Origin of the sequence: Streptomyces atratus, from assembly GCF_014648655.1 — a bacterium.
Classification (GTDB): domain Bacteria; phylum Actinomycetota; class Actinomycetes; order Streptomycetales; family Streptomycetaceae; genus Streptomyces; species Streptomyces atratus.
Map to the genome: position 1 here is coordinate 43689 of NZ_BMRN01000028.1, position 26328 is coordinate 70016.

The 26328-nt window shown below is 69.9% G+C and carries 20 protein-coding genes and 5 pseudogenes; 10 read left to right on the plus strand and 15 right to left on the minus strand.

Going from position 1 to position 26328, the window contains the following annotated elements; translation table 11 throughout:
• Window positions 1-238: 238 nt before the first annotated feature.
• Both IEZ15_RS30810 and IEZ15_RS30815 read right to left on the minus strand, forming a co-directional pair.
• Window positions 239-1258, minus strand: a complete 1020-nt coding sequence (locus tag IEZ15_RS30810; protein ID WP_189280300.1) for a proline racemase family protein — start codon at window positions 1256-1258, stop codon at window positions 239-241.
• A 154-nt stretch (window positions 1259-1412) separates the two neighbouring features.
• On the minus strand, window positions 1413-1661 hold the full coding sequence (locus IEZ15_RS30815; protein ID WP_189280339.1) for a hypothetical protein: 249 nt from the start codon (window positions 1659-1661) through the stop codon (window positions 1413-1415).
• Between the two features lie 715 nt (window positions 1662-2376).
• Between IEZ15_RS30815 and IEZ15_RS30820 the strand changes: the two genes are divergently transcribed.
• Window positions 2377-3039 (plus strand): TetR/AcrR family transcriptional regulator, encoded by a 663-nt coding sequence (locus IEZ15_RS30820; RefSeq protein ID WP_189280301.1) that lies wholly within the window; start codon window positions 2377-2379, stop codon window positions 3037-3039.
• Window positions 3040-3307: 268 nt separating this feature from the next.
• Window positions 3308-3850: a GNAT family N-acetyltransferase gene (locus IEZ15_RS30825; protein WP_189280302.1), complete on the plus strand. Its 543-nt coding sequence runs from the start codon at window positions 3308-3310 to the stop codon at window positions 3848-3850.
• A gap of 182 nt (window positions 3851-4032) precedes the next feature.
• Here IEZ15_RS30825 and IEZ15_RS47280 read toward each other — a convergent pair.
• From IEZ15_RS47280 to IEZ15_RS30840, 3 genes and pseudogenes are all read right to left on the minus strand, one after another.
• Window positions 4033-4242 (minus strand): annotated as a pseudogene (locus IEZ15_RS47280) (transposase); the annotation flags it as partial.
• A 424-nt stretch (window positions 4243-4666) separates the two neighbouring features.
• Window positions 4667-5455, minus strand: a pseudogene (locus tag IEZ15_RS30835) (transposase); the annotation flags it as partial.
• Between the two features lie 57 nt (window positions 5456-5512).
• Window positions 5513-5890, minus strand: coding sequence for a nuclear transport factor 2 family protein (locus IEZ15_RS30840; protein WP_189280303.1), 378 nt, complete (start codon window positions 5888-5890; stop codon window positions 5513-5515).
• A gap of 758 nt (window positions 5891-6648) precedes the next feature.
• Between IEZ15_RS30840 and IEZ15_RS30845 the strand changes: the two genes are divergently transcribed.
• The 3 genes from IEZ15_RS30845 (at window position 6649) to IEZ15_RS30855 (ending at window position 11565) form a co-directional block, all read left to right on the plus strand.
• Window positions 6649-8016 carry a GH1 family beta-glucosidase gene (locus IEZ15_RS30845; RefSeq protein WP_189280304.1) on the plus strand — a complete coding sequence of 456 codons (1368 nt, stop codon included), beginning with the start codon at window positions 6649-6651 and terminating at the stop codon, window positions 8014-8016.
• Window positions 8017-8030: 14 nt separating this feature from the next.
• Window positions 8031-9287 carry an MFS transporter gene (locus IEZ15_RS30850; RefSeq protein WP_189280305.1) on the plus strand — a complete coding sequence of 419 codons (1257 nt, stop codon included), beginning with the start codon at window positions 8031-8033 and terminating at the stop codon, window positions 9285-9287.
• Between the two features lie 205 nt (window positions 9288-9492).
• Window positions 9493-11565 (plus strand): discoidin domain-containing protein, encoded by a 2073-nt coding sequence (locus tag IEZ15_RS30855; RefSeq protein WP_189280306.1) that lies wholly within the window; start codon window positions 9493-9495, stop codon window positions 11563-11565.
• Window positions 11566-11845: 280 nt separating this feature from the next.
• Here IEZ15_RS30855 and IEZ15_RS47685 read toward each other — a convergent pair.
• The 5 genes and pseudogenes from IEZ15_RS47685 to IEZ15_RS30875 form a co-directional block, all read right to left on the minus strand.
• Window positions 11846-12019, minus strand: a pseudogene (locus tag IEZ15_RS47685) (IS701 family transposase); the annotation flags it as partial.
• Between the two features lie 431 nt (window positions 12020-12450).
• Window positions 12451-13863, minus strand: coding sequence for a hypothetical protein (locus IEZ15_RS30860; RefSeq protein ID WP_189280307.1), 1413 nt, complete (start codon window positions 13861-13863; stop codon window positions 12451-12453).
• Between the two features lie 47 nt (window positions 13864-13910).
• Window positions 13911-14375: a hypothetical protein gene (locus IEZ15_RS30865; protein WP_189280308.1), complete on the minus strand. Its 465-nt coding sequence runs from the start codon at window positions 14373-14375 to the stop codon at window positions 13911-13913.
• Between the two features lies 1 nt (window position 14376).
• The gene (locus tag IEZ15_RS30870; protein ID WP_189280309.1) at window positions 14377-14658 is read right to left on the minus strand and encodes a hypothetical protein; all 282 of its coding nucleotides are present in this window, start codon (window positions 14656-14658) and stop codon (window positions 14377-14379) included.
• Entirely contained in the window at window positions 14655-15080 is a 426-nt protein-coding gene (locus tag IEZ15_RS30875) for a hypothetical protein (protein WP_189280310.1), read from the minus strand. The genes IEZ15_RS30870 and IEZ15_RS30875 overlap by 4 nt, the downstream gene beginning before the upstream one ends.
• A 115-nt stretch (window positions 15081-15195) precedes the next feature.
• On the opposite strand from IEZ15_RS30875, the gene IEZ15_RS30880 reads away from it, so the two are divergent.
• Genes IEZ15_RS30880 through IEZ15_RS30890 form a run of 3 tightly spaced genes read left to right on the plus strand, consistent with a single transcriptional unit; the run spans window position 15196 to window position 20759 of the window.
• Window positions 15196-16566: a hypothetical protein gene (locus tag IEZ15_RS30880; RefSeq protein ID WP_114248334.1), complete on the plus strand. Its 1371-nt coding sequence runs from the start codon at window positions 15196-15198 to the stop codon at window positions 16564-16566.
• A complete protein-coding gene (locus IEZ15_RS30885; protein ID WP_189280311.1) occupies window positions 16566-17867 on the plus strand; it encodes a hypothetical protein in 1302 nt (433 codons plus the stop codon). The genes IEZ15_RS30880 and IEZ15_RS30885 overlap by 1 nt, the downstream gene beginning before the upstream one ends.
• Before the next feature lie 3 nt (window positions 17868-17870).
• Window positions 17871-20759 carry a CHAT domain-containing protein gene (locus tag IEZ15_RS30890; RefSeq protein ID WP_189280312.1) on the plus strand — a complete coding sequence of 963 codons (2889 nt, stop codon included), beginning with the start codon at window positions 17871-17873 and terminating at the stop codon, window positions 20757-20759.
• Between the two features lie 200 nt (window positions 20760-20959).
• Here IEZ15_RS30890 and IEZ15_RS30895 read toward each other — a convergent pair whose 3' ends face one another.
• From IEZ15_RS30895 to IEZ15_RS30905, 3 genes are read right to left on the minus strand one after another with little or no spacing between them, the layout of a single operon-like run.
• Complete coding sequence (locus IEZ15_RS30895) at window positions 20960-21301, minus strand: hypothetical protein (protein WP_373302649.1); 342 nt, start codon at window positions 21299-21301, stop codon at window positions 20960-20962.
• A 26-nt stretch (window positions 21302-21327) separates the two neighbouring features.
• On the minus strand, window positions 21328-22152 hold the full coding sequence (locus IEZ15_RS30900; RefSeq protein ID WP_229846201.1) for a cytochrome c oxidase assembly protein: 825 nt from the start codon (window positions 22150-22152) through the stop codon (window positions 21328-21330).
• Between the two features lie 23 nt (window positions 22153-22175).
• Window positions 22176-22733, minus strand: coding sequence for a DUF2243 domain-containing protein (locus tag IEZ15_RS30905; RefSeq protein ID WP_114248330.1), 558 nt, complete (start codon window positions 22731-22733; stop codon window positions 22176-22178).
• Window positions 22734-22968: 235 nt separating this feature from the next.
• Here IEZ15_RS30905 and IEZ15_RS45235 point away from each other — a divergent pair.
• Window positions 22969-23185, plus strand: a pseudogene (locus IEZ15_RS45235) (VOC family protein); the annotation flags it as partial.
• Window positions 23186-23228: 43 nt separating this feature from the next.
• On the opposite strand, the gene IEZ15_RS30910 reads toward IEZ15_RS45235, so the two are convergent.
• Entirely contained in the window at window positions 23229-24188 is a 960-nt protein-coding gene (locus IEZ15_RS30910; protein WP_189280335.1) for a DUF5996 family protein, read from the minus strand.
• A 921-nt stretch (window positions 24189-25109) separates the two neighbouring features.
• A pseudogene (locus tag IEZ15_RS30915) lies at window positions 25110-25647 on the minus strand (transposase family protein); the annotation flags it as partial.
• 3 nt (window positions 25648-25650) lie between these two features.
• Here IEZ15_RS30915 and IEZ15_RS45240 point away from each other — a divergent pair.
• Window positions 25651-26097, plus strand: coding sequence for a VOC family protein (locus tag IEZ15_RS45240; RefSeq protein ID WP_229846202.1), 447 nt, complete (start codon window positions 25651-25653; stop codon window positions 26095-26097).
• Window positions 26098-26328: the final 231 nt, after the last annotated feature.

A 26328-nucleotide genomic window follows, 5' to 3' on the forward strand; every position in this document is an offset into this window, starting at 1 on the left:
GCCAATGGTCTGGAATAGATCAGGGCGGTACCCAACTCGGTGAGGCCGTCCTGGGGGGGAACACATCGAGATAGCGGGCCCGGTCGAGTCCGGCGACTCAAAGCTGGACGCCGAACTCATGCGCAAGCATCTTGCCCACATCCGCGGCATCCGGGCGGGGCGGGCCGAGACGGACTCCTGAGTGAGAGGCGTACGCGGGACGGCGCGCACGCGCTTCCTCAGCCGGTCGACGGGGCGGCTACCGCAGCACGAAGCCGGTGCCGAGGTCGTCCGCGGGATTGAGCTCGAAGCGGTGCTCGCCGGTCCGGTATGCCTTCCCCGTGACCTCCGCAACGACCGCGGGGTAGCCGTCAGCGGCCAACTCCGCGACGATCCGCGCGTGGAAGCGGGTGCCGACGATCGAGTCGTGGACGAGGATCTGGCCTGGCTTGAGGTGACCGGTCGCTGCGAGCACGGCGACGCGGGAGCAGGTGCCGGAGCCGCATGGGGAACGGTCGACCTGGCCGTCGGCGAAGACGGTGACGTTACGCTGGTGCGGGTTGCCGTTCTCGTCGATGCCGAGGTCGTTGTACAGGATGGTCCCGTAGATGCCGCTGAGGCGGTCGTCGACGGGGTGACGGGCGTGCTTGCTGTCGTTCAGCGCCCATTTGACCTCGCGTCCGATCGCGATGAGGTCGGAGTAGTGCTCGGGGGTGACGGCCAGTCCTACGCTGGCTGCGTCCAGATGCGCGTAGATGGCGCCGCCGTAGGCAACATCGACGGCGATGTCCCCGCAGGACGTTGCGACGGTGACGCGTTCGGCGAGCCGGTAGCTGGGGACGTTGACGAAGTCGACGCCGGTGATCTGTTCGCCGGCGGTGTGCACGCGCAGGGTGACCCGGCCTGAGGGGACGTCGATGACGACTGTGGTGATGCCGGAGGGGTCGCGGGCAACGCGGCCGGTCTGCACGGCCCAGACGGCGAGCGCGATGGAACCGTGGCCGCAGGCTGTTGAGAAGCCGTCCTTGTGCCAGAACAGCACGCCGAAGTGAGCACCCTCGTTGTCGGGTGGGGTGATGAACCCGCCGTACATGTCGGCGTGCCCGCGTGGTTCGAAGCACAGCAGCTTGCGCAGATTGTCCACTTCGGGGTTGCCGATGGCGAGCATACGGCGTTCGGCGACGGTGGCCCCTTCGATGGCGACCGGTGGTTCGGGGACGATACGGAACGGTTCACCGCCGGTGTGATAGTCGGTGGTGAGTACCTGGTTGATGGTCATGAGGTCCTCCACAGAGCTGGTGAGGGCAGGGTTTGAGGCGGTCAGAACCGACCGGCGTCGACGAACTCGGCCAGTTCGGGATTGCGTGAGGTTGAGGGGCAAGGCGAGCCCGGCGGAGAAGTCCCCAGTGAACCAGGTGCTGTTGAAAATGCTGTCAGCCAGCGAACCGGGCCATCCACGCCTCGACCTCGTCCGCCGACAGGTTCTCAGTACCGACCAGGTCGTCCTCGATCCGGACGCCGATGCCGCGCCACTCCTGGGGCACGGTGAGGTCGTCCGGATGGGCCAACGCCGCTCCCTCGCCGCCGAGTCGGAGCTCGTGCTCGGTCTGCCCTGCCGGGATGTCCGTACGACGGCCGGTGACCTGGCTGCCGCCTCCGGTGCGCCGACCGGGATCGTTCACGGTCTCGACCCGTCGGTGAATCCGCGCACCGCGGAGTCCACGGCCTTGCGGAGTTCGCTGAGCGCCTCTTCGAGTTCGGCGTCACGTTCCTCCTCGGTGGTCACGGCGGCCTCCCAGCGCGGCTCGGGTACCCCCGCTGCCGCCGTTCGGCGGCGGCTCTCGGACGGTATCCCGCACCGCGCCCGCTCGGTGCCCAGGAGCGCCACTGGCACGAATCGGCCACGGTCGGCGGCCACTTCATCCCGGAGGGCGACGTGGACCGGATGGACCGGGCCGCCGCTGAACTCGCGCTAGCCGACCGATCCCTCGTCTGCACCTACCTCAGCGACCTCGACGCGGCAGGCCACATGCTCGGTGTCGACTCCGATTAGTGGCGCGACCGAGCAGATCGCGAGGGCAGCCGGATCGGCCTTCGCTCAGGTGGATACGGAGCCGTGGCGACTGACCGCGCAATGAGCAGTTTCCCGTGTACCAACTGATGCACATTCACGTGGGCGCCGACAGACGTCCGGGTACTCATTGAAGTGACCCTGGCACGTTCGCCATGGAGGTCGCTCCCAGGCAACGCGGCGCCAGTTCCGGAACACACTTCCCGGCATGCACGAACCGCATGCTCAGAAGTCTTGTAGCCAGCGCACGGAGCGGGGGCGCAGCATGGACGGCCCCCGCTCCGTGGCCGCGTGCTACGTTCGCGTCATCGGACGACCGGGGGCACGTGGTGACGGAAGCAGGCAAGCCGCAGCCGACGTCGCGGGCGCGGCTACGGAGGCAGCCTCAACAGGCACGCAGCCGGGCCCGGGTCGAGGCCATCCTCGCCGCGGCCGACCGGATCCTGTCTCAGGAGGGGTACGAGGCGCTGACGATGCGGCGGATGGCCGAGGAGGCGGGCGCGCCGGTCGGCAGCATCTACCAGTACTACCCGGACAAGAGCGCCGTCGTGGACGCGCTGGGCCAGCGGTACCTCGATGCCTTCAAGGCCGCCATCGACGAACTCGTCGCGCGTACCGTCGAGGGCGAACTGACCGACCCGGTCGGCACGATGATCGGCGTCTACGCCGAGCTCTTCCGGTCCCAGGCGGGCGGCATGGCTCTGTGGGCCGGGCGGCACCTCAGTCCCGAGCTCGCGCGGGCCGACGAGGCGAGCAACACACACATCGCCGAGGGCCTGCAGCGCATCGTGGAGCACCTGACCGGCGGGCCCGGCGGTCACCGGACGCAACAGGCGACGCGGATGGTGGTGTGGGCCGCTAACGCCGTGCTGCACGAAGTGTTCAAGAGCGACGGCGAGCCGGACCTGGAAACCGTGGACGAGCTCAAGCGGATGCTGAACGCCTACTGGGAGGACCTGCGCGGCCGACTGACGGCCGCGGAAGGGTGAACCGAGGCGTTCAGCAACTCGCCGGGCCGCGGGCCCGGACTGTCGGGCCGACCGATAGCGCCGCTGACCAGCCCGCACCCTGGGCGTCGTGACACGGGCAATCATCCCGGCCAGGCCCTGCCCGCCAACTCGCACCGGCCGAGCCCAGTCACCCGAGGTCCGCCGCCGCGGACCGTGGTCTCGACCTCGACGCTCGCCCTAATAGGGCGTGCATCGAAAGTGCCTGGTGAGGATGGCGGAGAGCCCATTTGTGATCCAGAATGATTGAATGGTCACGCTTGAGACTCCCCGTTTGATCCTGCGTCGCTGGCGCGAGGAAGACGTTGCGCCCATGGCTGCCGTCAATGCCGACCCCGAGGTCATGCGGTGGATCCGTGACGGCAGCGTCCGTGACGAACAGCAGACTCGCGACGGGGTCCGGGCATGGGAGAGCGAGTGGGAGTCACAGGGCTTCGGCCTGTTCGCCGTGGAGATCCGGTCCAGTGGCGAGCTGGCCGGGTTCACCGGCCTTTCGGTGCCCAACTTCTTGCCGGAGGTACTGCCGGCGGTTGAGGTCGGCTGGCGGCTGGGACGTTCCCACTGGGGGCAGGGCTTGGCCACCGAGGCCGCTGCGGCCGCTGTACGGTTCGGGTTCGAAGAGCGAGGGCTGGAGCGGATCGTCAGCATCGCTCAAGTGGGCAACGACGCCTCCGAACGGATCATGACCAAACTGGGGATGCATCCGGTCCGTGAGACCGTCAATCCCACCTGCGGTCGGCGAGTACGGGTGTTCGAGTTGTCGTCGGACCAGTACGTCACAACCACTCGTTGATGGCGGCAACGAGGACGGTAGCCTCGTAGCGGACCGCGAGTTTTTCGTACCTGGTGGCCACGGCTCGATGTCTCTTGAGGCGATTGATGCCGCACTCGACCGCGTGCCGGGCCTTGTAGTCCTCTGGGTCGAACTTCGGTGGGCCGGCCACCGCTGGACCCGCGCTTCTTGCGGTTGCGGACCTGGCCGGCCTTGTCCGGAATGGTGCAGCGGATACCGCGACGCCGCAGGTGGGCGCGGTTCTTGCGGGACGCGTACGCCTTGTCTGCCCGCAACCGTCGCGGGCGCACGCGGGGCCTGCCGCACCCCAGCCGGGGCACCCGGATGCGGCCCAGCACGACCTCGAACTGCGGAGAATCCCCGCGCTGCCCGGCCGTGATCACGATGGACATGGGCTTCTGCCTCTGTTCGACGGCCAGGTGCAGCTTGGTGGTAAGACCGCCGCCGGAGCGTCCCAGCCCGTGGTAGTCCGGCTCGCAGGCGACACCGCCAGGCGGTTCCTGTTGGAACTCCCCTTTTTACGCGCACCGGCGGCGTGCTGGTGGGCGCGCACGATCGTGGAGTCCAACGACCTCGGGGGAAATTGAGGTCGGGACGTGCTGGCCTGGCGGTTCGGCTGGTGTGATCAGCAGGCGCCGTTGCGGACGAGGATGAGTGCGGTGCTCGTCCGGCGCCGGGTGGGCCGCTGTGCGGAGCGGTCGGAGACCAGGCCAGCGATCGCGCCAGGTGGGTCTCCTCGTAGATTTCATGGCGTCCGGTAAAGCGCCGCAGGGGTGCCCACTGCCGCAGCTCGGCGTTGGTGTGCTCGACACAGATCCGGGCTGAGGACTGGTGCCGCCGCGCCTCGTGCCAGGCCCGCTTGTCACCGTCGCACGCGTCGTTCTTCGGCTTCTTGGGCGGGGCGGTGACCTGGCGGGGAAACTCCTTGGCCAGCCCCGCGTACCCGGCGTCGACCTGGGACATCACCGAGGGGTGGAGTCGGAGCTGTTCGGCGAAGCCCTCTGTGCGCAGGGCCGTCTGGTCGTGCATCCGGCCGGGCCGGACCACCCCGGACAGCAGCATGCGGCCCTGCCCGTCGCTGAACGTGGTGGTCTTGATCGTGTTCTGTCGGCGCTTGCCCGAGACGAAGGCCCGCCGCCCGGGTCGGCCCGCCCGCGGGCGTCTGACCTGGGTCTCGGCGCCGTCGAGCCGAAGCTCGACGTCCTCGGCCTCGGCGTAGGCGAAGACGTCCTCCAGTGTCCGTAGCCGCACTCCAGGCCGGTCGGGCACTGCGAAGCCCCGGGCCGCAAGCAACGGCCGCACCTGCCGAATCGCCGTCGAGACGGTCGAGCAGTCGACGCCGTACAGCTCGGCCAGGACCTCGTGCGGCAGTTGATGACGCAGGTGCACCAGGGCAAGAAGCAGCCGGTCGCAGAAGACCAGCTTCGGCTTGCGCCCGGCGCCGGCCGCCCTGCGGCGTTCCCCACCTCGGGCTTCGCGAAGTCCGGACTGCCGCGCGGCCTCCCACGGGGTGGCGAGTTCGGCGAACAACTCGCCGAAGTGTGCGCGGGAGACACCAGGCAGGGCAGGATGGGAGCAGACCGCGCGGGCCCAGGTCAGCTTCACAACTCACCTAACCCGCATGGCCCTTGCTACGGCACAACGCTGCGAGCGGCAACCGCTTCACATGGGCTCAACCAGAGCCGCCCGCCACTCCGGGCGCGGATCAGCCCCAACACTCGTCCAGTACTCCCGGCCACGCACGATCCGTCCCTGCTGGATGGTCCAGAACGAGGCCACGCGGAACACGCCGAACTCGTCATGCGGCACCTCGACTTCGGAGACCACCTCGCTGCCGTCAGCCACGATCCGCAGCACCCGAATCGACCAGCCCCCCGGGTATTCGCTGTTCACCGCGACGAAGTTCTTGTTGCCAACGATGCGCTCCGCGCTGACCGGCCACTCGACCACGACGTCCTCTGCGACCAAGTCGGCGACACCTGACCAATCGCGCGCCTGGATCCGATCCCACAATGCCTCAATCACTCCCGAAGGTTCCATGGGGGCACCCTTGTATGAACCACTGACACCCCGGCCCTGGGAGCCCAGAGGCGACCCGGCACATCGCCCCTCAAGCAGCCGCTCTGCCGCTAATAGATCCCAATGTCGTAAGTTGAGGTCCCAGGTGATCAGCTCCTTGGCATTCGCCCGGGCCTGCAACGCGGCGGAGATCCGATGCCGGGTGCCGTCCCGCTGCCATCGAACGGAACAGGTCGTACGCCCGACCGCGGCCTCGAACTCCTCGCTCCCGCACGGGCATCCGGCCGCACCGGGCTCGTCGTCCTCCCAGGACTCCTCGCTCCAGAACACTCGCGTTCCGCTCCGGACGCGTTGACCAGCGAGAAGAACGCCCGACCGCCGCACCCCTCGCAGACGGAAGGAGTGATCTTCATCGGGCGTCCATCGACAGGAACCCGGAGAAACACCGCGAGCTCGGCGGGAACACCCTCGCCAACCTGATCACCAGCATGCACAGGCATATCGTTCCAGACGCCCCGAACCACTACCCGACCAACTTGACCCAAGACATAGGGGCACCCCCTCCCCGCCGGCCAGGTCGTGGCCAGGCCCGACCCATAGAACGTGAACGCTGGTTCATGTTACGGTTCGGCCCACCTTGGACGGCGTGCCCCGGTCACGAACAGCCGCCCTCCAGGCCGCCGTTGGGGCGCGAGGAGCGGCCGTCGGCAGAATTCCGGAGCCGCGCGCGGGCGGCCGAACCTGGGCGACTCGCGCATCACCAATGAAGGCAGGCGCCAGTGACGACGAACTCCACCGATGCCACCCGACTCCCCCGGCTCCCGGCCGACTTCGTCTGGGGCGCCTCGACCGCCGCGTACCAGATCGAGGGCGCGGCCGACGAGGACGGCAAGGGAGCGTCCATCTGGGACACCTTCGTAAGGCGCCCCGGGGCCGTACGCGACGGCCACACCGGCGACGTTGCCTGCGACCACCACCACAGATTCGACGAGGACGTCACGCTGATGCGCCGACTCGGGCTCGACGCGTACCGCTTCTCGGTCTCCTGGCCTCGCATCCTGCCGACCGGCGCGGGCAAGGTCGAGCCGCGAGGACTGGACTTCTACGACCGCCTGGTCGACGCGCTGCTCGACGCCGGGATCGAGCCCACACCCACCCTGTTCCATTGGGACCTGCCGCAGGCCCTGGAGGACGAGGGCGGATGGCTGAACCGCGAGACCGCCGATCGGTTCGCCGAGTACGCGGCCGTGGTCGCAAAACGGCTGGGCGACCGGGTCAAGCGGTGGATCACCCTGAACGAGCCCTTCATTCACATGTCTTTCGGCTACGGCTTCGGCGTCCACGCCCCAGGCCGCGCACTGATGCTGGACGCACTGCCCGTCGCACATCACCAGCTGCTCGGTCATGGCCTCGCGACCGCGGCGCTGCGGGCCACCGTCCCAGGTGGGCAGATACTGATCGCCAACAACTGCACGCCCGTCCGTCTGCGCTCCGACGCCCAGCAGGGCAAGGACGTGGCGGCGGCCTCTGCCTATGACGCCCTGCACAACCGGCTCTTCAACGACCCTCTGCTGCTGGGGAGTTATCCCGACCTGTCGGCCTACGGCATGACCGACCCGAGCTGGGGAGGAGTGGTGCGCGACGGCGATCTCGCCACGGTGGCCGCACCGCTGGACGGGCTGGGCGTCAACTACTACAACCCCACCTGGGTCACCGCCCCGGCCGATCCCGCCGCCGCGCTGCCCTTCGACCTGACCGAGCCCGCGGAGCCGTACGAGCGAACCGCGTTCGACTGGCCGGTGGTTCCCGACGGGCTCACGGAGCTGCTCACCGGCCTCAAGGCCCGCTACGGCGACGGCCTTCCGCCGGTGTGGATCACCGAGAACGGCTGCTCGCAGCCGGCCGGGCTGCACGACCAGGCGCGCATCGAGTACCTCGCCGGACACATCGCCGCGGTCGCCCGCGCCGTGTCCCGCGGGGTGGACGTGCGCGGCTACTTCACCTGGTCGTTGCTCGACAACTTCGAGTGGGCCGAGGGCTATCACCAGCGTTTCGGTCTGGTCGAGGTCGACTTCGCCACCCGACGTCGCACGCCCCGGGCGAGCTTCGAGTGGTACCGCGACCTGATCGCCTCCCAGCGGTCCTGAGTGACGGAGTCGTCATGTCCCACGCCTCCGCGGCGGACGACGCCGCCGTCTTCGCCGAGCCCACCGTCCCGGTCAGGGCCGGCTGGACGGTGAACCTCTCGCTGGCCACGCTCGCCGTCTTCATGGCGTTCATGACACCCATTCAGATCCTGCTGCCACTCCAGTTGGAGCATATCGACCCGCACGGCAAGAACGATGCGCTCTCGCTCGTCACCGGCCTCGGCGCGCTCGTCGCGGTGCTGGCCAACCCGCTCGCCGGCGCATGGTCGGACCGCACCACGAGCCGGTTCGGCCGCCGCCGGCCCTGGATTCTCGGCGGCGCCCTCGCCGGGGCAGCGGGGTTGTCGGTCACCGCCACCCAGCACACCGTGGCCGGGGTCGCCGTCGGCTGGTGCCTCGCGCAGGCAGGCCTGAACGCGATGCTGGCCGGGGTCACCACCCCGATCGCCGACCGCGTACCGCTCACCCAACGCGCTCAGGTCTCCGGCTGGACCGGCCTCATGCAGTCCTTCGGCCTCGTCCTCGGCGCCCTGATCACCACACTGCTGATCACCGGTGTCCGCTCCGGTTACGGCACCCTCGCCGTGCTCACCGTCGCACTCGCCCTCCCCTTCGTGCTGCGCCACTCCGAGCCGCCCCTGCCCCGGGCACTGCGCCCCGCCTTCGACGCCCGCGCCTTCGCCCGCTCGCTCTGGGTGAGCCCCCGGCAGCACCCCGACTTCGGCTGGGCCTGGCTCACCCGATTCCTGATCAACCTCGGCAACGCCCTCGGCACCCTCTACCTGTTCTACTTCCTCGCCGACGCCGTCCACTACGGCGACCCCGGCACCGGCGTACTGATCCTCACGGTGATCTACACCCTCTGCGCCGCACTCACGGCCATCCCCGCCGGTGTCCTGTCCGACCGCGTCGGACGCCGCAAGGTCTTCGTCGTCCTCTGTTCGCTGGTCATGGCCGCAGCGGCAGTGCTGCTCGCCCTGCTCCACACCTGGCCGTCCGCGCTCGCCGCCGCGGCCGTCCTCGGCGCGGGTTACGGCATCTACCTCGCCGTCGACCAGGCCCTGGTCACCCAAGTCCTGCCCGAGGCCGCCGACCGCGCCAAAGACCTCGGCGTCATCAACATCGCCAACTCCGGCCCGCAGGTCCTCGCCCCCGCCCTCGCCTCGCCGATCATCACCCACCTCGGCGGCTACACCGGCCTCTACACCACCGCGGCCCTGGTCATCCTCATCGGCGGCCTCCTCGTCAACCGCATCCGCATCGTGGCCTGACGATGGCCGCACGGGCGAGCCTGTCCGTCCGGGCCACTCGACACTCGACACTCGATCAACCCTCAACTGACTGCGGCCGAGCACGAGTTCACCAAAGCTGAGAAATTCTCATGTTTTTCGGCCCGGACCGTTGACTCCGCCGACGGTGGTCGCGATTCTGAAAACCCGTCAGTAACTTGAGTGCACATGTCAATCAAAGTGAGTGATGACCATGGTTCAACCTCCGCGCCGCAGAATCAGATCCCTCACGGTGGTGTCACTGCTCCTCGCCGTGATGGCCCTGGTACTCGGCCCGATGCCCAGCTCCGCGGCGGAGCCCGACCCCGGCTGGTGGACCCCGACCGCGCGGCCCTCGCCCGACGCGCAGATCGACGTCACGGGCGAGCCCTTCAAGGGCACCGACGCCCAGGGCCGCGTAAGAGGCTTCGTCGACGCCCATGACCACATCATGGCCAACGAGGGCTTCGGCGGCCGGCTGATCTGCGGCAAGCCGTTCTCGGAGCAGGGCGTCGCTGATGCGCTCAAGGACTGCCCCGAGCACTACCCCGACGGCTCGCTCGCCATCTTCGACTTCGTCACCAAGGGCGGCGACGGCAAGCACGACCCCAATGGGTGGCCCACCTTCAAGGACTGGCCCGCCCACGACTCGCTGACCCACCAGCAGAACTACTACGCCGGAATCGAGCGGGCATGGCGCGGCGGCCAGCGGGTGCTGGTCAACGACCTGGTCACCAACGGCGTGATCTGCTCGGTCTACTTCTTCAAGGACCGCAGCTGCGACGAGATGACCGCCATTCGTCTTGAGGCGAAGAAGTCGTACGACATGCAGGCCTTCATCGACAAGATGTACGGCGGCCCGGGCAAGGGCTGGTTCCGGATCGTCACCAACAGCGCGCAGGCCCGCGAGGTCATCGCGCAGGGCAAGCTGGCCGTCGTCCTGGGGGTCGAGACGTCCGAGCCGTTCGGCTGCAAGCAGATCCTGGACATCGCGCAGTGCAGCAAGGAGGACATCGACCGCGGCCTGGACGAGCTGCGCGAACTGGGCGTGAGCAGCATGTTCCTGTGCCACAAGTTCGACAACGCCCTGTGCGGGGTGCGCTACGACTCCGGCGCCCTCGGTACGGCGATCAACGTGGGCCAGTTCCTGTCGACCGGCACCTTCTGGAAGACGGAGACCTGCCGCGGCCCGCAGCACGACAACCCCATCGGCAACGCGGTGGCAGCGGAGGCGGAGAAGCAACTGCCGAAGGGGGTGGCCGTCCCCTCGTACGCCTCGGGCGCGCAGTGCAACACCCGCGGGCTGACCAGCCTGGGTGAGTACGCGGTGCGCGGGCTGATGAAGCGCCACATGATGCTGGAGGTCGACCACATGAGCGTCAAGGCCGCGGATCAGGCCTTCGACGTCCTCGAATCCGAGTCGTACCCGGGCATCATCTCCTCGCACAGCTGGATGGACCTGGGGTGGACCGAGCGGCTCTACAAGCTCGGCGGGTTCGCCACCCAGTACATGAGCGAATCCGCAGCGTTCAGCTCGGAGGCCAGACGCACGGACGCGCTGCGCGAGAAGTACCAGGTCGGCTACGGCTACGGCACCGACATGAACGGCGTCGGCGGCTGGCCCGGTCCGCGGGGCGGGGACATCCCCAACCCGGTGAAGTACCCCTTCCGTAGCACGGACGGCGGCTCGGTGATCGACAAGCAGACCACCGGCGAGCGCACGTGGGACTTCAACACCGATGGCGCGGCGCACTACGGCCTGGTCCCGGACTGGATCGAGGACATCCGGATCGTCGGCGGCCAGGAGGTCGTGGACGACCTCTTCACGGGTGCCGAGTCCTACCTGCGCACCTGGGGGAACGCCGAGAAGCACAAGTCCGGGGTGAATCTGGCCTCGGGTGCGGCCGCCTCGGCGTCCACGTCGGAGTGGTGGAACCCGTTCGTCAGCTTCGCTCCCGGCAAGGCCGTGGACGGAGACAAGGGCACCCGCTGGGCCAGCGAGTGGAAGAACGACGAGTGGCTGCAGATCGACCTCGGATCCGCGAAGCCGGTCAAACGCGTCACCCTCGATTGGGAGGCGGCATACGCGAAGTCGTACCGCATCGAGCTGTCGCAGGACGGCGAGAACTGGCAGACGGCATGGTCCACGGCCGCTGGTGACGGCGGCCTGGACACAGCGTGGTTCGCCCGGACTCCGGCGCGCTACGTACGAATCCACGGCCTGGAGCGCGGCACCGAGTGGGGCTACTCACTCCACGAGGTCGGCGTCTACAGCGACTGACGGCACCGGCGGCGGTGTCCCGGGCCGGGACCGGCCGGATCAACTCTCCCGATCCGGCCGGCCTGACGTCCCGGCACGCCACGAAGAGCGCAGGCACCCTGCCGGTGCCCGCGCCTGGGCGAGTGCGGAACGGGTCAAGATAGCTGGGCTCGTTGCGGGAGTGGATGGCTTCGTACGGCCTTGCTGCCTCCAAGTACACGGCTGCGTCGGCGCAAGTGAAGCGCAGCCGTGGCAGGTGTCCGAAGCGTTCAAGGGCGCACTGGTGCTGGGTGAGGGAGGCGTCGACCGCGTCGCTGATGCTGCGGCAGGCCAGGACCCAGTGCCCGAAGCCGTCTTCCCGTACCGGGCGGATTGCGATCCGGGCCCAGTAGTAGAACCGCCGGCCGTGCGCGCCCGCACCAGCGGAGATCCGTTTCCATGCCTGCCGGGGCACGGCGGTGACCAGGTCGCGGACGGGCCCAAGTCAGCCGCTGGACCAAGCACGCCGGCGCCTACGCGCTGGTGATCCGGGCCGATCACGACCACCGCACTTTGAAGGCGCAGGCCGAGCAACTCGCCCGGAAATCGACCGACATCACCCTGCCGAACCCTGCCACCGCGACCCTCGCACAGGCCAACGCCCTGACCAGCTATGCGGATGAGCTCGCCGGACAGTTCGCGCCGCACCCCGGATCCCTGCCACGCACCCTTGTGCCCCCACCCCGGCCACGGGACACCGGCGAGGACGGTCCGCCTCCCTTTCCGGTCGGGGCCCGTGACGCGCACGTGCATGTGCCGGATGTGGAACCGGAGGTGGTGACTTCCGGAAATCTCCGGTATCCGGCCGTCGAACGAATAGAGCTCCCTGCCGACCGTGGCAGTGATCTCGTCGTTCATGCGGCGACGCTATGCCCGGTGATCGGTGCGTGTCAGGCCCCTGTCCAGCAGCACGTCCATCACCGCCCCCACCACCGGGCCCGTCCGGCGCTTGCGGAGGTCGAGGACTGGAGACGGGTTCGAGACGGCGTGGGACGCCAGCAGGTTCATCAGGGGCCAGAGGGTGTCGGAGCGTCGCGGCACGGGGATTTCCCGGCCGTCGGGGGCGATGACCGTGGCCGTGGTGACGCCCGCGAGGAGATTGGTGCGGCTCCAGTCGATGTCGTACGACCGGCCGTTCGGGCTGACGCTGAGGACCACTTCCCGGGTGTGGTGCAGGACCACCAGGTAGTTCATGGGCACCGTCAGCCGCCGGGCGACGTCGAACGGACGTGTGCCGTCCGCCGGCCGGATGCGCAGCACCGTGTCCAGTACCGGACCGTGGTCCTGGAAGGTGGTCCTGCCGCGCATCTCCAGGAACCGAGCCCGCACCAGACGGCCACCGCGGCGCGACCATCCTCGGCCGACATGGCCGAACCCGCCCTCCTCACCCGGAAGTTCGTCCACCAGCAGACGTGCCTCCTCGCCCGGCTCGGTCACCGGTGCCCGGTCCTCAGGGCAGGCGCGGGCGCGGGCGGCCAGGGCGGCGTACCGCGCCGCCGTCTCCGCGTCCAGGCGCCGGAGATCGATCGTGTCCCCCACCATCTCGACGCCTCCGACCTCCCGTGAGATCCGCATCTGCGCCAACTGGCGGCCCGGACGGCGGGTCACGTCGGTCAGCCGGCCTTCGAGGTCGATCACCCGGCAGGTTCTCGTGCCCGCGAGCAGAGTGCTGCGCGGCCATTGGACGTCGACCTTGCCGGAGCCCTCGGGGCCGACCGGGTCGACGAGGACGACCAGGCGGCCCGCCGTGATCGCCGACAGGCACAGGGGTGGTACCCGCCACTCGTCCGTGACCTCGAACCCGGCGCACCCGTCGGCCCCATCGGCCTGGTCGACGGTGTGCACCCGCAGCCTCATCCTGATCACCGGCGTGAACTCCGCGGGAGCGTAGTTGCCGTAGTGCGTCGTGAACGTCGCCTCCCCTTCGGGGCTGTACCGCACGAGCGACGCCTCCAGAACGTCCGCCCGCACCAACCGGGCGCCCGTCGGGCCTGGCGCGGACCGTGGCGCCAACATCACGAAGGTGTCGTCCCCGTACGCGCCGCCCGCGCCCTTCACGCGGTCCCTGCGCGTGATCCGGGTGTAGATCTGCCGTGTGGTGCCGGCGGCCGAGACAGGGATCATGACGGTGACGACCGCGCCGGCCGCGGACACCGCAAGGCCCCAGCCCGCGCCGTCATGCCAGGCGGCGTACCCCAGGACGAGGAAGATCGGTCCTGTCGAGAGGCAGAGCGCGGCAAACAAGAACTGGCCGACGAACACACCGGTACGGCTGCGCATCGTCCCTCCTCACTCGTGGTCGGTCGGTGCGATACGACTGGGGTGGCTCATCGGACCTCCACGCGGAAAAGGCCGCCTGACGGTTCAACGACGGCCGTGAGCCGCAGGCCCACGCGCAGGGCGTCGTGGGGCGAGCGCCGCCAAGTCGCCTCGAACGTCGGGAACCCCGGCCCGCTGACCCGCAGACCGACCGCGACGCCGGCGTCGTCGGCGTCCTCCCAGTGGGTCAGGTCGGTGATCTCCGCGGTCGCCGGGATCCCGACGGCGTCGAGCCGTCGGTTGTGCTCCCTCTCGGCGGCGGTGTGGCCCCAGAGCGCCAGGCCCACGGGAAGGAAGACCACCGTGAAGACGATGCCCATGACCATGAGGTCCGCACCGGTGAGGACGGCCGAGCCCAGCATGACCGGTCCGCACAGGCACATCACCAGAGCATCGCCGTACAGGCTGGCGGCGTCCCACGGGCCGACCCGCGACACCCGCGTCCACTGGAGCCCGTCTTCGTCGTCGGCCATGTCAGTGTTTCGGGGCCTCGGGCGGCAGGCTGCGCGCCAAGTGGTCCGCCAGGGCTTGAAGGCCGGGGAGCAGGTGTTCGTCGTAGGGGATGGAGTGGCGTCTGCCGTGCTTCGTGATGATCTGCAGTCTGCGCATCCGGCCGGGGCGGAACTCCAGACACGGTCGTTCCCAGAGGTGGTAGCGGGCGTCGTCGACGTAGCCGAACACCTCCAGCACCCGGCCGTCGAAGGAGAGCAGGGCGTAGTCGTTCGCCTGTGCCTCGTACAGCGGTGTCGGGGTCACGGGTTCACACCGTCCCCGGCGTAGAGGTAGGCACCCGGCCGGGCGGGGTCGGCGATCAGGACCACCTGGTCGCCGGGGCGGGGGATGCTCAGTTTGGAGAGGATGGTCCGGAGAGTGACCGGAGCGGTAGTTCCGGACGGCTGGAGGACCAGGTCGACGACCGGGTCGAAGTTGACGAGTTGGCCGGTGTCGGTGAGCGACACGACGACGGCGGGTACGGTCGGCGCTCCCGCGGCGAGCAACTGCTGGACGGTGTGGCCGGACTTGTACGCGCCGATCGACTGCTGGACCCTGGCGAAGTCCTCCTGGCCGAGGAACGCGCGCGTGGCGCGGCCGTAGAAGCCCTTGCCGCTCGCCACCTTGTCGGCGATCTCGGCGGCCCGCTCCTCGCGGTTCCTGCCACGCTTCCCGAAGATTCCCATGGCCGCTTCTCCTTGTGGTGAGCCGGTGCGGTGCACGGTGTGGACGCTAGGCGGCCCGGGGCGTCTACCGATCCCAGGTTCGCCCGCCTGCTCGGGGACGACGTACGCTCACCGCATGCCGCCCCCGCGCCAGTCGACCGACGAGTCCCGGTCTCGTGCCATGGTCATCGACCATGCCTGGCGGGGTCTCGGTCCCGGACTGGAGTCGCTGAGCGGCCCCGGCGGGGCCCCGTTGACCCGGACCGTCAAGCTGATCGTGCTGCCGCTGATCGTCAGGCCCGCGCTGCGTCCCGAACTCGCGGTGGACTTCCTCGGCCCAGAGCGGGCCGCGCGCCTGGACGCGCTGATCCGGGAGTCCGCTCCGCGTCTCGCGGCGACGGCACGCTGGTTCACGCTGCTCAAGAAGGCCCGCCGGGCGCTGGGCGTCGTGGCGGGAAACCCCCAGGATCTTTACTTCCAGCGCTGCTTCGAGCTGGCCACCGAGCACGGTGCGCCCTCGGTCGGTGCGGAGGCGGTGGCCAGGGCGGTCGTCGAGGAGGTGGCGGACGCGGGCGGCGGACGCACGGTGGAAGCGCTGAGGGGACACCTCGCGGACACCGGCCGGTGCGCCCGGCTCGATGCGGAGCTGGCCGTCGCGTGGGAAAGCCGTCCGACCGTCCCGGCCTCCGGTGTGTCCGCGGCGGTCACGCTGGCGGCCGAGGTCCTGGACGCCTGCGCTGCGCCGGGGGACTCACCGGCGTACGCCTCCATGGTCGATGCGGGACACGGCGGTGTGTTCGGCCGGGCCCTGTGGACGCACGCGAACGAAATCTGGGGCGCCGAGGAGCCGCCGGCTCATCTGGGGCTGACCGCGCGCCGGGTGCCCTCGCGGCCCGAGGTCGGCCGCGGCGCCTCGACGGCCACGCTTCCCGCGCCGCTGGACCGCACGCTCTTCGAGAGGCTCTTCGTGGTGCTCCAGTCCTCGGCACGGCGCGAGGAACTGCCGACGGTGCCGGAGCTCGTCGAGCGGGAGGTCGGCCGCAGTTGCGCTCCGCTCGGCCTGTACGACGAGAGTCTGCGCGTCGTCGTCGTCCTCGGCGGGCGGCTCGCGGTCGGCCTCGACCCGCTGGGCACCGGCGAACCCGCACCGGGGCGTACGGCAGCGCACCGGGCCGTCAACAGCCGCTGGCGGCGGGAGGCTTCGGTGCTGCGCGCCCGCAGGATGACCGTCTCTCCCCACCCCGACCCGGACGGCGGCCCCCTGGAGGCCCTCGCCCGGGACCTCCGTACCCCCTGGGCGGCCTACATGCGGCGGCTGTGGGTGCGGCTGCACGGGCGGGACGTGCGCGACGCGCCGCTGGCGGACCTCGCGTCGGCCTGGGCGGTGCTCGACGGAGTCGCCCGCTCGGTGATGATGGACCACCGCGCCAGAGTCCGGTCGGCGCTGCGCGCGCTGTCGGCGACGCCAGCGGCTGCGGTGGAACCGACCGAACCGAGGAGCGCGTGATGGCGGGGGCCGGGACGGACGTCCGCGTCACGCGGGGCGAGGACGGCACGATCCGGGTCGCCGCCGGTCCTGTCCTCGGGCACATCGAGGTCTGCGACGATGTGGCCGCCGCAGGACCTGACTTCACGCGGTCCGTGCTCGACGTCGCGGGGGCGGTGCTGGTCTGGCCCGTCCTCGGGGAGTCGGGGCTGCCGGTGGCGGAGATCCACGACGCGGGGCGGGCTCAGCAGTGGCTGTGGGCGGTCTACGGTGAGCGCGTCGCCGCAGCCGTGCACGACGCCGCGGCGGGGGAACCGGCAGGGGCACACGTCATGACGGAGACGTCCGCCCTCGCGGGCGCCGCCGCCCGGCTCGGCTACGGGCACTGGGCGGCCCGGTGGTGGCCGGCGTCGTACCCGGACGGCATTCCGGTGCTCGAACCGGACGTGCTCGGCCTGGAGTTCGCCGCGCTCACCCACCGGTGCCAGCAGTTGTTCGACGACTACGGCGACCAGCCCGACGACTGCGTGGCCGAGCTGATCGAGGAGCACCGGTCCGCCCTCGCCCCGCTGCTCCAGTGGTGGCGCGCGACTCCTCAACCGGCTGACACAGCACGGCACTTGGACAGCGTTCTGCGACTGATCGACGACGCGGCGGACTGCGCAGGGCTGGACGGGACGGCGCTGCGCCGGCTCCGCTCGGCCCTCGACGAGGGGCCGGACCACGGCCGTACCGTCACTCCGGCCGGCCCCGCTGCGCTCTTCGCACGGCAGGTCGGCTACGCCCTCGCGGCGGGCGATCCGCTCGTCGCCGGCGGCCGGGTGATCGCCCGGGGCTCGGGGACCAACGACTGGCGCCGCTACCCGCCCGGCTTCATCGACGCCGCCGAGCACGCGGTGTCCTGGACCGCCCGTGCGCTCGGTGCGCGACGGCAGATCGAGGTCGAGGTCGTCGCGCACGTCGCGGCTCCCACCACCGGTGCGCCTCTCGCCGCGGAGGTCCGGGTGAACGGCAGCCGCCCGCTCCGGGTGCCCCTCGGCCGGCGGGACGACGTGTGGACCGGCCGGGCGGATGTGGACCTGACCCCGGATCCGTCGGCCGCGACGTCGGCGCCGCCGCGCATCGAAGTCGGTGTCCTGCTCCCCGGTTTCGACCCGGGCGCCGGTCCCGAGGCCCGCGCCGACCGTGACGCGATCCGTGCCCTGGCCCGGCGGCGACTGGCCGGTGCGGCACAGCCCGTGGCGGACGACGTCTACGACGGCGTGGCGGGACCGTTTCTCGCCGAGACCCTCGCCGCCACTGCCACCAGTGAGGACTACTGACGGATGACGGACGGGAACAACGCACCGGTGCAGCTGTACGGTGAGCTGTTCGACAGCGGCTTCGCCAAAGCCCACGAGCATCACATGGCCGCCGAGTTCGGGGCCGCGTGCGCCGTCTACGACGAACTGCTCAACCTGGCCGAGTCCCTGGAGGACTCCCCCGACGTACGGTTCCTGCGGGCACATCTGCTGGCCGACCTCACGAGCGTCCTCCTCGCCGCCTCTGACCTGCCCCGGGCGGAGGACACCAATGAGCGGTCCCGTGCCCTGCTCGACAGCATCGCGTCGGCGCCGATGGGGCCACGGGCCCGTCAGCTGTGGCTGGAGATCCTCCTGCGGACAATGAGCGCCAGGTCCGCCGTACTGAGCGACACGGGGCGCCTGGACGAGGCCCTGACCTGTCTCGACGAGGCGGCGGCCACGCTGCCCCGGTTCGACGACCCCGACGGGCTGCGCGCCGCCGAACTCGGCCTGAACCGGGTCCTCCTGCTGATGGCGCGGGGCAAGTGGGGAACCGCCGAGGAGCAGGCCACGCTCCTGCTGTCCACCACTCCGGAGACCGCGGCGGAGACCATCCCGCGCCTGCTGACCGCGCTCGGCGCGATCTGCTGCGCGACCGGGCGGTACGACCCGGCCGAGGACTACTTCGCCCGCGCGGAGGACGGCTTCCGGGCACTGGGCGACACCGGTGAGCGGCAGACGCTGCTCGCGCACCGCGCGTTCCTCGCGATGGAACGGGGTGAACTCGACCAGGCGGAGCGGCTGTTCGCCGAGGCGTCCGCCCTCTTCGAACGACAGCGGCAGTTCGGCGATCTGGCGGCCTGCGAACAAGCCCGCAGCCATCTCGCCGGCCTGCGCGGCGACGCCGCGGGCGCCCACGACCTCATGACGGCGAGCCTGGAGCGGTTCGCACAACTCGGCGCCTCTGTCGCCGCCGCCGACACCATGCTGCTGGGCGCCCAACACGCCTACGAGCGGGGCGACATCGAGCAGATGAAACGGCTGGCCCAGGAAGCCCGTGACGTTTACCAGGCCCGGGAGATCCACGAGCGGTGCGCCCAGGTCGACCTCATGCTCGCGCGAACCCTTGAGGACAACCTGAACCGGACGGACCACGGCGACCACGAGAGGGCGTCCATCGACACCGCGCTCTCCCTCGCCCTCCCCGCCGCACTGGCTCTGGCCGCGGCCCGCCACGACTTCGTCACCGCCCACGCGCGCAACCAATGGCTTGAACTGGCCGACGACGCCATGTGGTTGGCCTTCCGTCTCGCCGTACGCCGCCAGGACCAGGGCCTCCTCTTCGAACTGGTGGAACACCGCTGCGCGGGCGCCGCGCTGACACTGGGCTGCGCGCCGGGGTCCGTCGCGTCCTCCACCGCGGACAGGGCGCCCGGCTTCCCGGACCCCGCCATGAAGGCGTACGGCGAGGACGACGGCGGGACCATGACGCTCGGGAGTGTCGCCGCGGAAGCCGCTGTCTCCGCCGGTCTGCGCGTCGCGCCGCCGCCGAAGGTACGGATGTCGGCGGAATCCGGCCGGGTCGCGCTCCAGGAGTACATCGCGGCGGCCGAGTTCCGCTATCGCCGACGGATCGTGGACGAGGAGGAAGTGCCGTTCTGGAACACCGACGAGCTGACCAGCCGCCCGGTCGTCCAGGTCCGACTGGCCGACGCGGGCGACCTGTTCATGACCTGGACGTGGGCCGGTGGCGCCCGGGGGTTCGGCACCGGGCGCGGCGCCGCCGCCGAAGTTGCCGGGGCAATACGGGAGTTGGCCGCCGCGCTGCCCGGGGCGGGCGAGGGAGCGGCGGGGATGCGCCGCGCCTTCGAGTCGGGCGCGCTGGCCGACCACCGTGCCGAGCGGCAGCTCGCGCAGACGCTGGGCGAGGCGCTGTGGCCGGAGGGGCTGACCGCGCAGATACGCCAGGTGTCGGCGCGTGCGGGGCGTCCACTGGTACGCATCCAGCCGTCGCCCCGGGTCGCCCAGGTCCCCTGGGAACTGCTGGCCGTCGACAACACAGACACCCGGCTCCTCGATCTGGCGGACGTGGTGACCACCGCGCCGACGTCGTTGCGACGGCAGAAGACTGCTGAACGTCCTGCACCGGACTCCGGCCCGGTCGTCCTCGTTCTCGACCCCCGCGTGCCCGGCTTCCGGGCCGACTCCCCGCTCGGCTCGGTCCTGGGACCACCTGGCTCGGATCCGGAACTGCTCTCACTGGTCCAGCGCCACCTCGACGCGGGCGCCGTGGAGCCGTCCCCCACCACCCCGGCGGAGGCGTTCCGCCGCACCGACCTGGACCGGGACTGGCTGGGCAGAGTGCTCCGCAAAGGGGCACGCAGACTGATGTACGTCGGGCACATCAGCGGCGCACCGGTCGAGGGCGGGCAGAGTGAGGACGGCACCCTCCATCTGTGCTGCGGCCCGGAGACCGTCGGCCTGACCGAGCCGGTCCGTACCCATCGGCCACTGTCGGCCAAGGATCTCCTGCTGGGCACGCTGCCCCTGCGCGGCGACGGCGAGCCGGGGGCGCGGATCTGGCCCGCGCCGCCGCGAGTCGCCCTGATCGGCTGCGAGAGCGGCGGCGATCTGCAGTTCGCCGAGTCGTTCGGCCTGGCCACGGCGATGCTCCACAGCGGTGCCGAACTGGTCACCGCCACCCGCTGGATACTGCCGACCAGCTTCGCGTTCCACCGGCTGGCCGATGTGCCCGAGTCCGTACGCCCTCTGTCGGAGCTGATCGTCGCCGTCGACGCCGCCCATGAGGACCGCGACCCCGTGCACCGGCTCGGCCGCTGGCAGCGCGAGCGACTCGCCCGCTGGCGCGCCGACGGCCGGATCGAGCACTCCCCCCTGCTGTGGGCGGCCACGACCTGCATCGTCGTGTGACCACGGGCGATGCTCCGGGCACGGAACTTGCCTCAGAGCGTCCTGTAGTGACTGACTTTGCTGCGTAGCAGGTCTGTCCCGGTGGGGCCGGTGCCCTCGGCGGCGGCTTCCTCAGTGGTCAACGCCCTCGTTCGGCCCTTTGCAGCGAGGGCGGGCACCCGCCGAGAACGGCACGCCAATCCGGTGGGGAGGCCGCGTGCTTACGCTGCGCGGCCGTTACCACCGTTTCGCACGCTGACAAGCCGCGTCTCCGCCCTGTCCAGGAGCGTGCCCAGCACGACCGGATAGGCGCTGAGATTCATCCGGTCCGCCAGCAGGTGTGCGGTGGCGGCGATGTGTGGATGGGTCTCAGCGGGCAGCCGGGCGTAGGTGGAGGTCCACATTTCCTCGTCCACCTCCCTGGCCTCGTCCTTGATGGCCAGTGCACCCGCGTCCAGGGCGGCGAAGGGGGAGCGATCAGGCCGGCTGACAGTGTCCCGGGTCTTGCCTTTCCAGGAACAGTGCGTGCTGGGGGTCAGGTCTCTCGGTGCGCACCGCGCCACTGCACCGATCGTCGCGACGGGCCGGGTCAGCCGGCGACTGTCCTGACCACGCCACTGGGCACCGGCCGATGAGCACCATGGCGCCGGTGGCGGTCGGGCCGCCACGTGGTGACGAGGGCTGCGGCGAGGAGGAGTTCGGCGATGTCGCCGCCGTAGTACATGATCTCCGCGCCGCCTTGAACCTGGTCGATGGGTGCGTGAACGTTGATGAGGAAGCCGCCGTAGATCAGCTGGGAGATCGTGGCATGCGCCGCGACGGCGATCCCGAGGACGACGAGCCGGGTGGGGACGCCGTGCCGGGTCGGGGCGGGGTCGGGGCCGGCGATGATCCAGGCGAACAGGCAGCCGGACAAGAGGAAGTGGGCGTGCATCAGCCAGTGCAGTACGGGCTGGTTCATGGTCGCGTTGTACAGCGGGGTGAAGTACAGGAGCGCGAGGATGCCGGTGCTCAGGACCAGGGCGGTGACCGGGTGGGCGAGCACTCTGGCCGGGCGGCAGTGCAGAACGCCCATCAGCACGCAGGCGCGGGCGGCGGGCAGGGTGCGCAGCAGCAGGGTGACCGGCGTGCCGAGCACCAGGGCCAGGGGTGCGTACATGCCGATGAGCATGTGCTGGGCCATGTGCCCGCGGAAGTCGCCGTGGGCGAAGGGGGCCAGCGGTGGCAGCAGTGCTCCGGCGAGCAGCGTGCATCCGGTCAGGAAGCTCGCCGTCCGCCAGTGTCTCCAGCCCTGGACGGGATTGCGGTGCCGGGCCCGGCCTGCGAGGAGAAGGTAGGCGGCGGCGAGCAGGATGACTGCGGCTGGGGGCAGCAGCGTCTCCCACAGACCGCTACCTGCGCCATGGTCGTGCATGTGGCGATGCATGTCGACGTTCATCAGGTGTGCCGGGCGGGCCGCTCGGAGGCGTCGGGGTCGAAGGGCCGGCCGCTGCGCTGGAGCAGGTAGCCGCCAATGAGCAGAAGGAGGCCCAGGAGCAGGAAGCCCATGTCCCACCAGATCTGGTGGGGACCGCCATGGACGTGGTGGATGCCGAGGATCTGATGGTCCAGGATCCCCTCGACGATGTTGAACAGGCCCCACCCGACCAGGATCCACCCCCACAGCACCCGGGAGGTCCACACCCGGCGACGCTGGTGAGTGACCCGGGAGTACAGGATGCCCAGGCCCAGGATGACCGCGACCCAGCAGATGGCGTGGAAGATGCCGTCCCACACGGTGTTCATCTCCAGACCGGAGACCGTGTTCGCGGGGTAGTACTTCACGCCGATGCGGTCGTGGTTGGTGCTGGTGAGCATGTGGTGCCACTGGAGGAGCTGGTGGAGCAGGATGCCATCGACGAATCCGCCGAGCCCCACTCCCAGCACGATTCCTGGCAACTGGATGCTCCTGGGCAGCGTGCCCTCTCGTGTCTGACCAGTGGTGGTGGTGGCCATCGCTTGTCCCGTCTGATCTGTCCTTCGGATACGTGAACCTGAGCCAATACGTCTTCCCACTCTGATCCGCCCATCACGATCGGGCGTCCTTTCGGCCGAATGACACCGCCATTCGAGGAACGGCGCACTCGGGTCGTGCTTGTGAGCGAGGCCGGTGGCGCCGAGTATCCGGTCCCGGCCGCGGCCCGTGAGCTTCGCCGTGCGCTCGGGACGGGCCCGCCGGGTGCCGCCGACCGAGAATCCCTGCATCATCAAGGTCACCAACGGCCGGATCATCCTGAACCCCGGCGGCGGTCGCGGAGGGAGCATACTTCCTCACCCCTCCCGTCGACCGTCGCGCCGAGTTGCGCTACTACATGCGCGATCTGGGCGGCTACCTCATCGAGGTGGGCCATGCGACGGGTCTGCTCAGGGGCGAGCCGGCGCGCACCGACATCCGACCGGGGCGGTAGCCGGTGGCCATGCCGACGTGGGGTTCGCGGTTGCTGTTGGGCCTCAGCCGGAAGCCGGGTGGGATCTGTTGGATCGCAGTTGCGGGTCCGTCACCCCGCCCGGGCATGCGAGCGGGTCGATCGGCCATCCGGCCCGCCGGGCACCGGCCCGGTACGCGCTCTCGTAGAAGGCGAGTACGGCGGCACGCGGGTCGGCCTCGGCACGGACCTCGTCGTACGGCAGTACGGCCAGGTGGCTGTCGTTCCGGGCGACCCAGTGCGCCGCCGCGGGCTCGAGCGGCTCCTCGGCCAGGTGCGCCGGCTCCGGAGCGGTGTAGGAGTAGAACGCGGGCGCGGGAAAGGTGTCGTCCCCGAACCAGAAGCCGAAGCTGATCACCTCCCGGGAGTACGCCTCCCGGGTGACAGGGTCCAGCTTCTGGGGCTGCTCGATGTGACGCTCGGAGAACCGGGTGTGCGCGATGTCGAAGGTGTGCCAGAAGTGGTGCACCGGGCTCACCTTCCCCGAATACCCCGCGGCGAATTCCTCCAGCACCGACGCCACCTGGCTGAGGACTTGCCAGTAGCGGTTGGCCTGCGCGGGCTCGTACGTCGCATGCTCGGCGTCCTCGGCGAACGGCCGGCCGGAGTCGGGCAGGTCGAAGGGCCTGGGCACGTCCAGCCGTACCCGGATGCCCAACGTTGCCAGCGACTCCATGACCGCGTCGTGGAAGGAAGCAACGGACTGGCCGACGAGCGGAAAGGAGATCTCCCGGCCGTCCAGCGTCGAGACGACCAGCCGATGCGCGACGAAGTCGAAGTCCATCGTGAAGATCGGGTTGCCGTCGACCTGCCCCATCGGGCGCGTCGTGATACCGCGCCCAGTGAGGTGGAACGGGACATTCCACCAGTGGTTGCGCCGGGCACTGGCGGCGAGACGGATCTTCCCGACGATCTGCGCGAAGCGATGGAGCGTCTCCTTGGTGTCTCGCCACTCTGCAAGCGGGATCGGCAGGAACAGCTCCATGGTCATCACTCTTTCCTCTGACCTTGCTGAACGGACCCGCGCCGTCCGGTAGTCCTGGCGCGTCCCGCCCCGTTGTCGGGGTCGCTTGTCCCCGGCGTTCCCCGGATCGGGCTGCCCCAGCTTCACCAGACCGTTGCGACGGCCTGGCGGACGAGTGCGTACGTCCCAAGGCGCCGCTCGGGGCCATGGCGAGGCTCGCACCGTCCTTCCAGCAGGAGAACAGTACGGTGACCGCGGGCAACTCACTCGCCATGACACGGTGGCCCTGGAACGTTTTACGGGAGCCGATGGTGACCAGAACATCGTCGGCCAGGGCTACCGCCCCGTCGGTCGGCCGAACCCCGGGGTCTGACCGGCAACTGTCGTGATCTCGGCGACCCTTGTTCCGGCCCGCAGGTCCACGCCGTGGCCCTCTCTCACAGTCTTGACCGGGACGCCCGCTTTGCCGGGTTGGACTGCAGGGGCGAGACAGGAGTAACCCCCGGCATGGCCAGCACGACGGGGAGTACCGGAACGGAAATTAGCGGTAGCGGGGCGATCTTGATTCCTGTTCGGTGACGTGCCCGTTTTGCCTGGTCACCGGGTTCTGCGGTCCTCTGCATGCCTGTTGAGTACCTGTCTGGTGAGCAAGAGGCCCGCTACGGCCTGTTCGCCACGGAGCCGTCGCCCGAAAACCTCAGTACTTACGGATGACCGTCTCAGACCCACGCTTGGAAGGCAGGACAAGCTCAGGATGAAGGCCTGAACGGGCCGGATCTTGCTGCCGGCCCACCCACACCACCATGCACCAGCCTGGGGCCGCCTCCAGGGTGACGCCGCCGGCCGCAAGCGTGTCGTCGCGTGCGGCTGACCGGGGCCGGGAAAAACTGTCTGCTGAGGGCACGCCCGCCCGCTGGAAGGAACGCAAGATGACCACGGACATAGCTGGTTCAGGGTGGCGATCAGGCCGTGGGTACGGGCGCGGGTGGTGTCGTGCTCGCGGCCGGGCCGGACCGGCAAGACCCAGAGCGGCCAGCCGTCGGGGGCGGAAATGACCTGGGCGTTGCCGCCGTGGTGCTTGTGCTTGCCCGACCACCACAGGTCGGCCTTGTCCGGGCCAGGGAGGCGACGCGATCGGTACGGATGACGGTGCCGTCGAGGTTGAGGCGTGTACAGCCGGCCGCGATCGCGCGCTCCAATGCGGTGGACAGATCCGGGGCGTGGTCGGCGAGCACGGTCAGCCCTTCGTGGAGGTAGTGGTAGGCCGTCGGGACGGAAATCCGGTTGTCGCGGGCGAGTTGAGTCAGCCGGGTAGCGTCCAGGAACCAGCACAGGATCAACACGCTCTGCTTGAACGGCCCCAGAGCGCGGGTGCTCTTGCGGATCCCGAGACGCTCGCGGTGTTCGAGCAGCAGTTTCGCGAGGCCTCAGCTGTGGCCCGGTTGAAATCGAGCACGCCGGTGTAGTTGATACCGGTCAACGTGTGAAGCCCACCGAATTGACCGTTGACTGCCACGCCCCGGAGAGGCTCGCGGCCTTCTGGTGCGAGGTCCTGGACTTCAAGGTGATCGACCGGAGCGAGGACACGGTGAAGATCGGCTCCTGGGTGCCGACCGTTGAGGATGTTCGGGCCCGCCAGATGTCGCCCACCCTGCTGTTCATCCCACTCGTCGCCGCCGGGCGCATCGATCTGGCCGCCGCCGACACTGCCCTGTTCGCGATGCGCACCTCAAGCAGCACACTGAACATGATGATGCGCACCAGCGCCCGACTGTTCCGCATGAGCCTGTTCATGGACGACTGGGCCGCATTCCTGCGCACCGCCCACGATCTGCGTACGCGACGTGGCACGGCCAAGGCCCCCTCGGACGGCCCCGCCGTCATCAGCGCCCGGAACCCCCGCAAGCCCGTCTCCCGCGATTCACGTTGAGCCGCTGCGGCCACCCCCAGCTACACCGACCCGATCCAGCCCCGGTCCGGCAATCCCAACGGCACCTCCCAGCTTGGCGCGCCCGGCGAGGCGGCCCGTTACCAGGCTCCCCGCGTCGTCGGCATCGCGGCCGCGCTCAAGGTCGGCCGCAGCGCGAGGTCCCATACAAAAATCGGCGCGGCCGTCGAGGCATGTCACATTCCAGACGGCTGCGTCGTCGAACCACTGAAA

Coding starts and splice junctions, on each gene's coding strand:
- IEZ15_RS30810 (WP_189280300.1), bottom strand. CDS start 1,258: ATGACCATCAACCAGGTACTCACCACCGACTATCACACCGGCGGTGAA.
- IEZ15_RS30850 (WP_189280305.1), top strand. CDS start 8,031: ATGTCCCACGCCTCCGCGGCGGACGACGCCGCCGTCTTCGCCGAGCCC.
- IEZ15_RS30885 (WP_189280311.1), top strand. CDS start 16,566: ATGGCGGGGGCCGGGACGGACGTCCGCGTCACGCGGGGCGAGGACGGC.
- IEZ15_RS30875 (WP_189280310.1), bottom strand. CDS start 15,080: ATGGGAATCTTCGGGAAGCGTGGCAGGAACCGCGAGGAGCGGGCCGCC.
- IEZ15_RS30880 (WP_114248334.1), top strand. CDS start 15,196: ATGCCGCCCCCGCGCCAGTCGACCGACGAGTCCCGGTCTCGTGCCATG.
- IEZ15_RS30865 (WP_189280308.1), bottom strand. CDS start 14,375: ATGGCCGACGACGAAGACGGGCTCCAGTGGACGCGGGTGTCGCGGGTC.
- IEZ15_RS30825 (WP_189280302.1), top strand. CDS start 3,308: ATGGTCACGCTTGAGACTCCCCGTTTGATCCTGCGTCGCTGGCGCGAG.
- IEZ15_RS30905 (WP_114248330.1), bottom strand. CDS start 22,733: ATGGCCACCACCACCACTGGTCAGACACGAGAGGGCACGCTGCCCAGG.
- IEZ15_RS30860 (WP_189280307.1), bottom strand. CDS start 13,863: ATGCGCAGCCGTACCGGTGTGTTCGTCGGCCAGTTCTTGTTTGCCGCG.
- IEZ15_RS30840 (WP_189280303.1), bottom strand. CDS start 5,890: ATGGAACCTTCGGGAGTGATTGAGGCATTGTGGGATCGGATCCAGGCG.
- IEZ15_RS30910 (WP_189280335.1), bottom strand. CDS start 24,188: ATGGAGCTGTTCCTGCCGATCCCGCTTGCAGAGTGGCGAGACACCAAG.
- IEZ15_RS30900 (WP_229846201.1), bottom strand. CDS start 22,152: ATGCACGACCATGGCGCAGGTAGCGGTCTGTGGGAGACGCTGCTGCCC.
- IEZ15_RS30855 (WP_189280306.1), top strand. CDS start 9,493: ATGACCATGGTTCAACCTCCGCGCCGCAGAATCAGATCCCTCACGGTG.
- IEZ15_RS30890 (WP_189280312.1), top strand. CDS start 17,871: ATGACGGACGGGAACAACGCACCGGTGCAGCTGTACGGTGAGCTGTTC.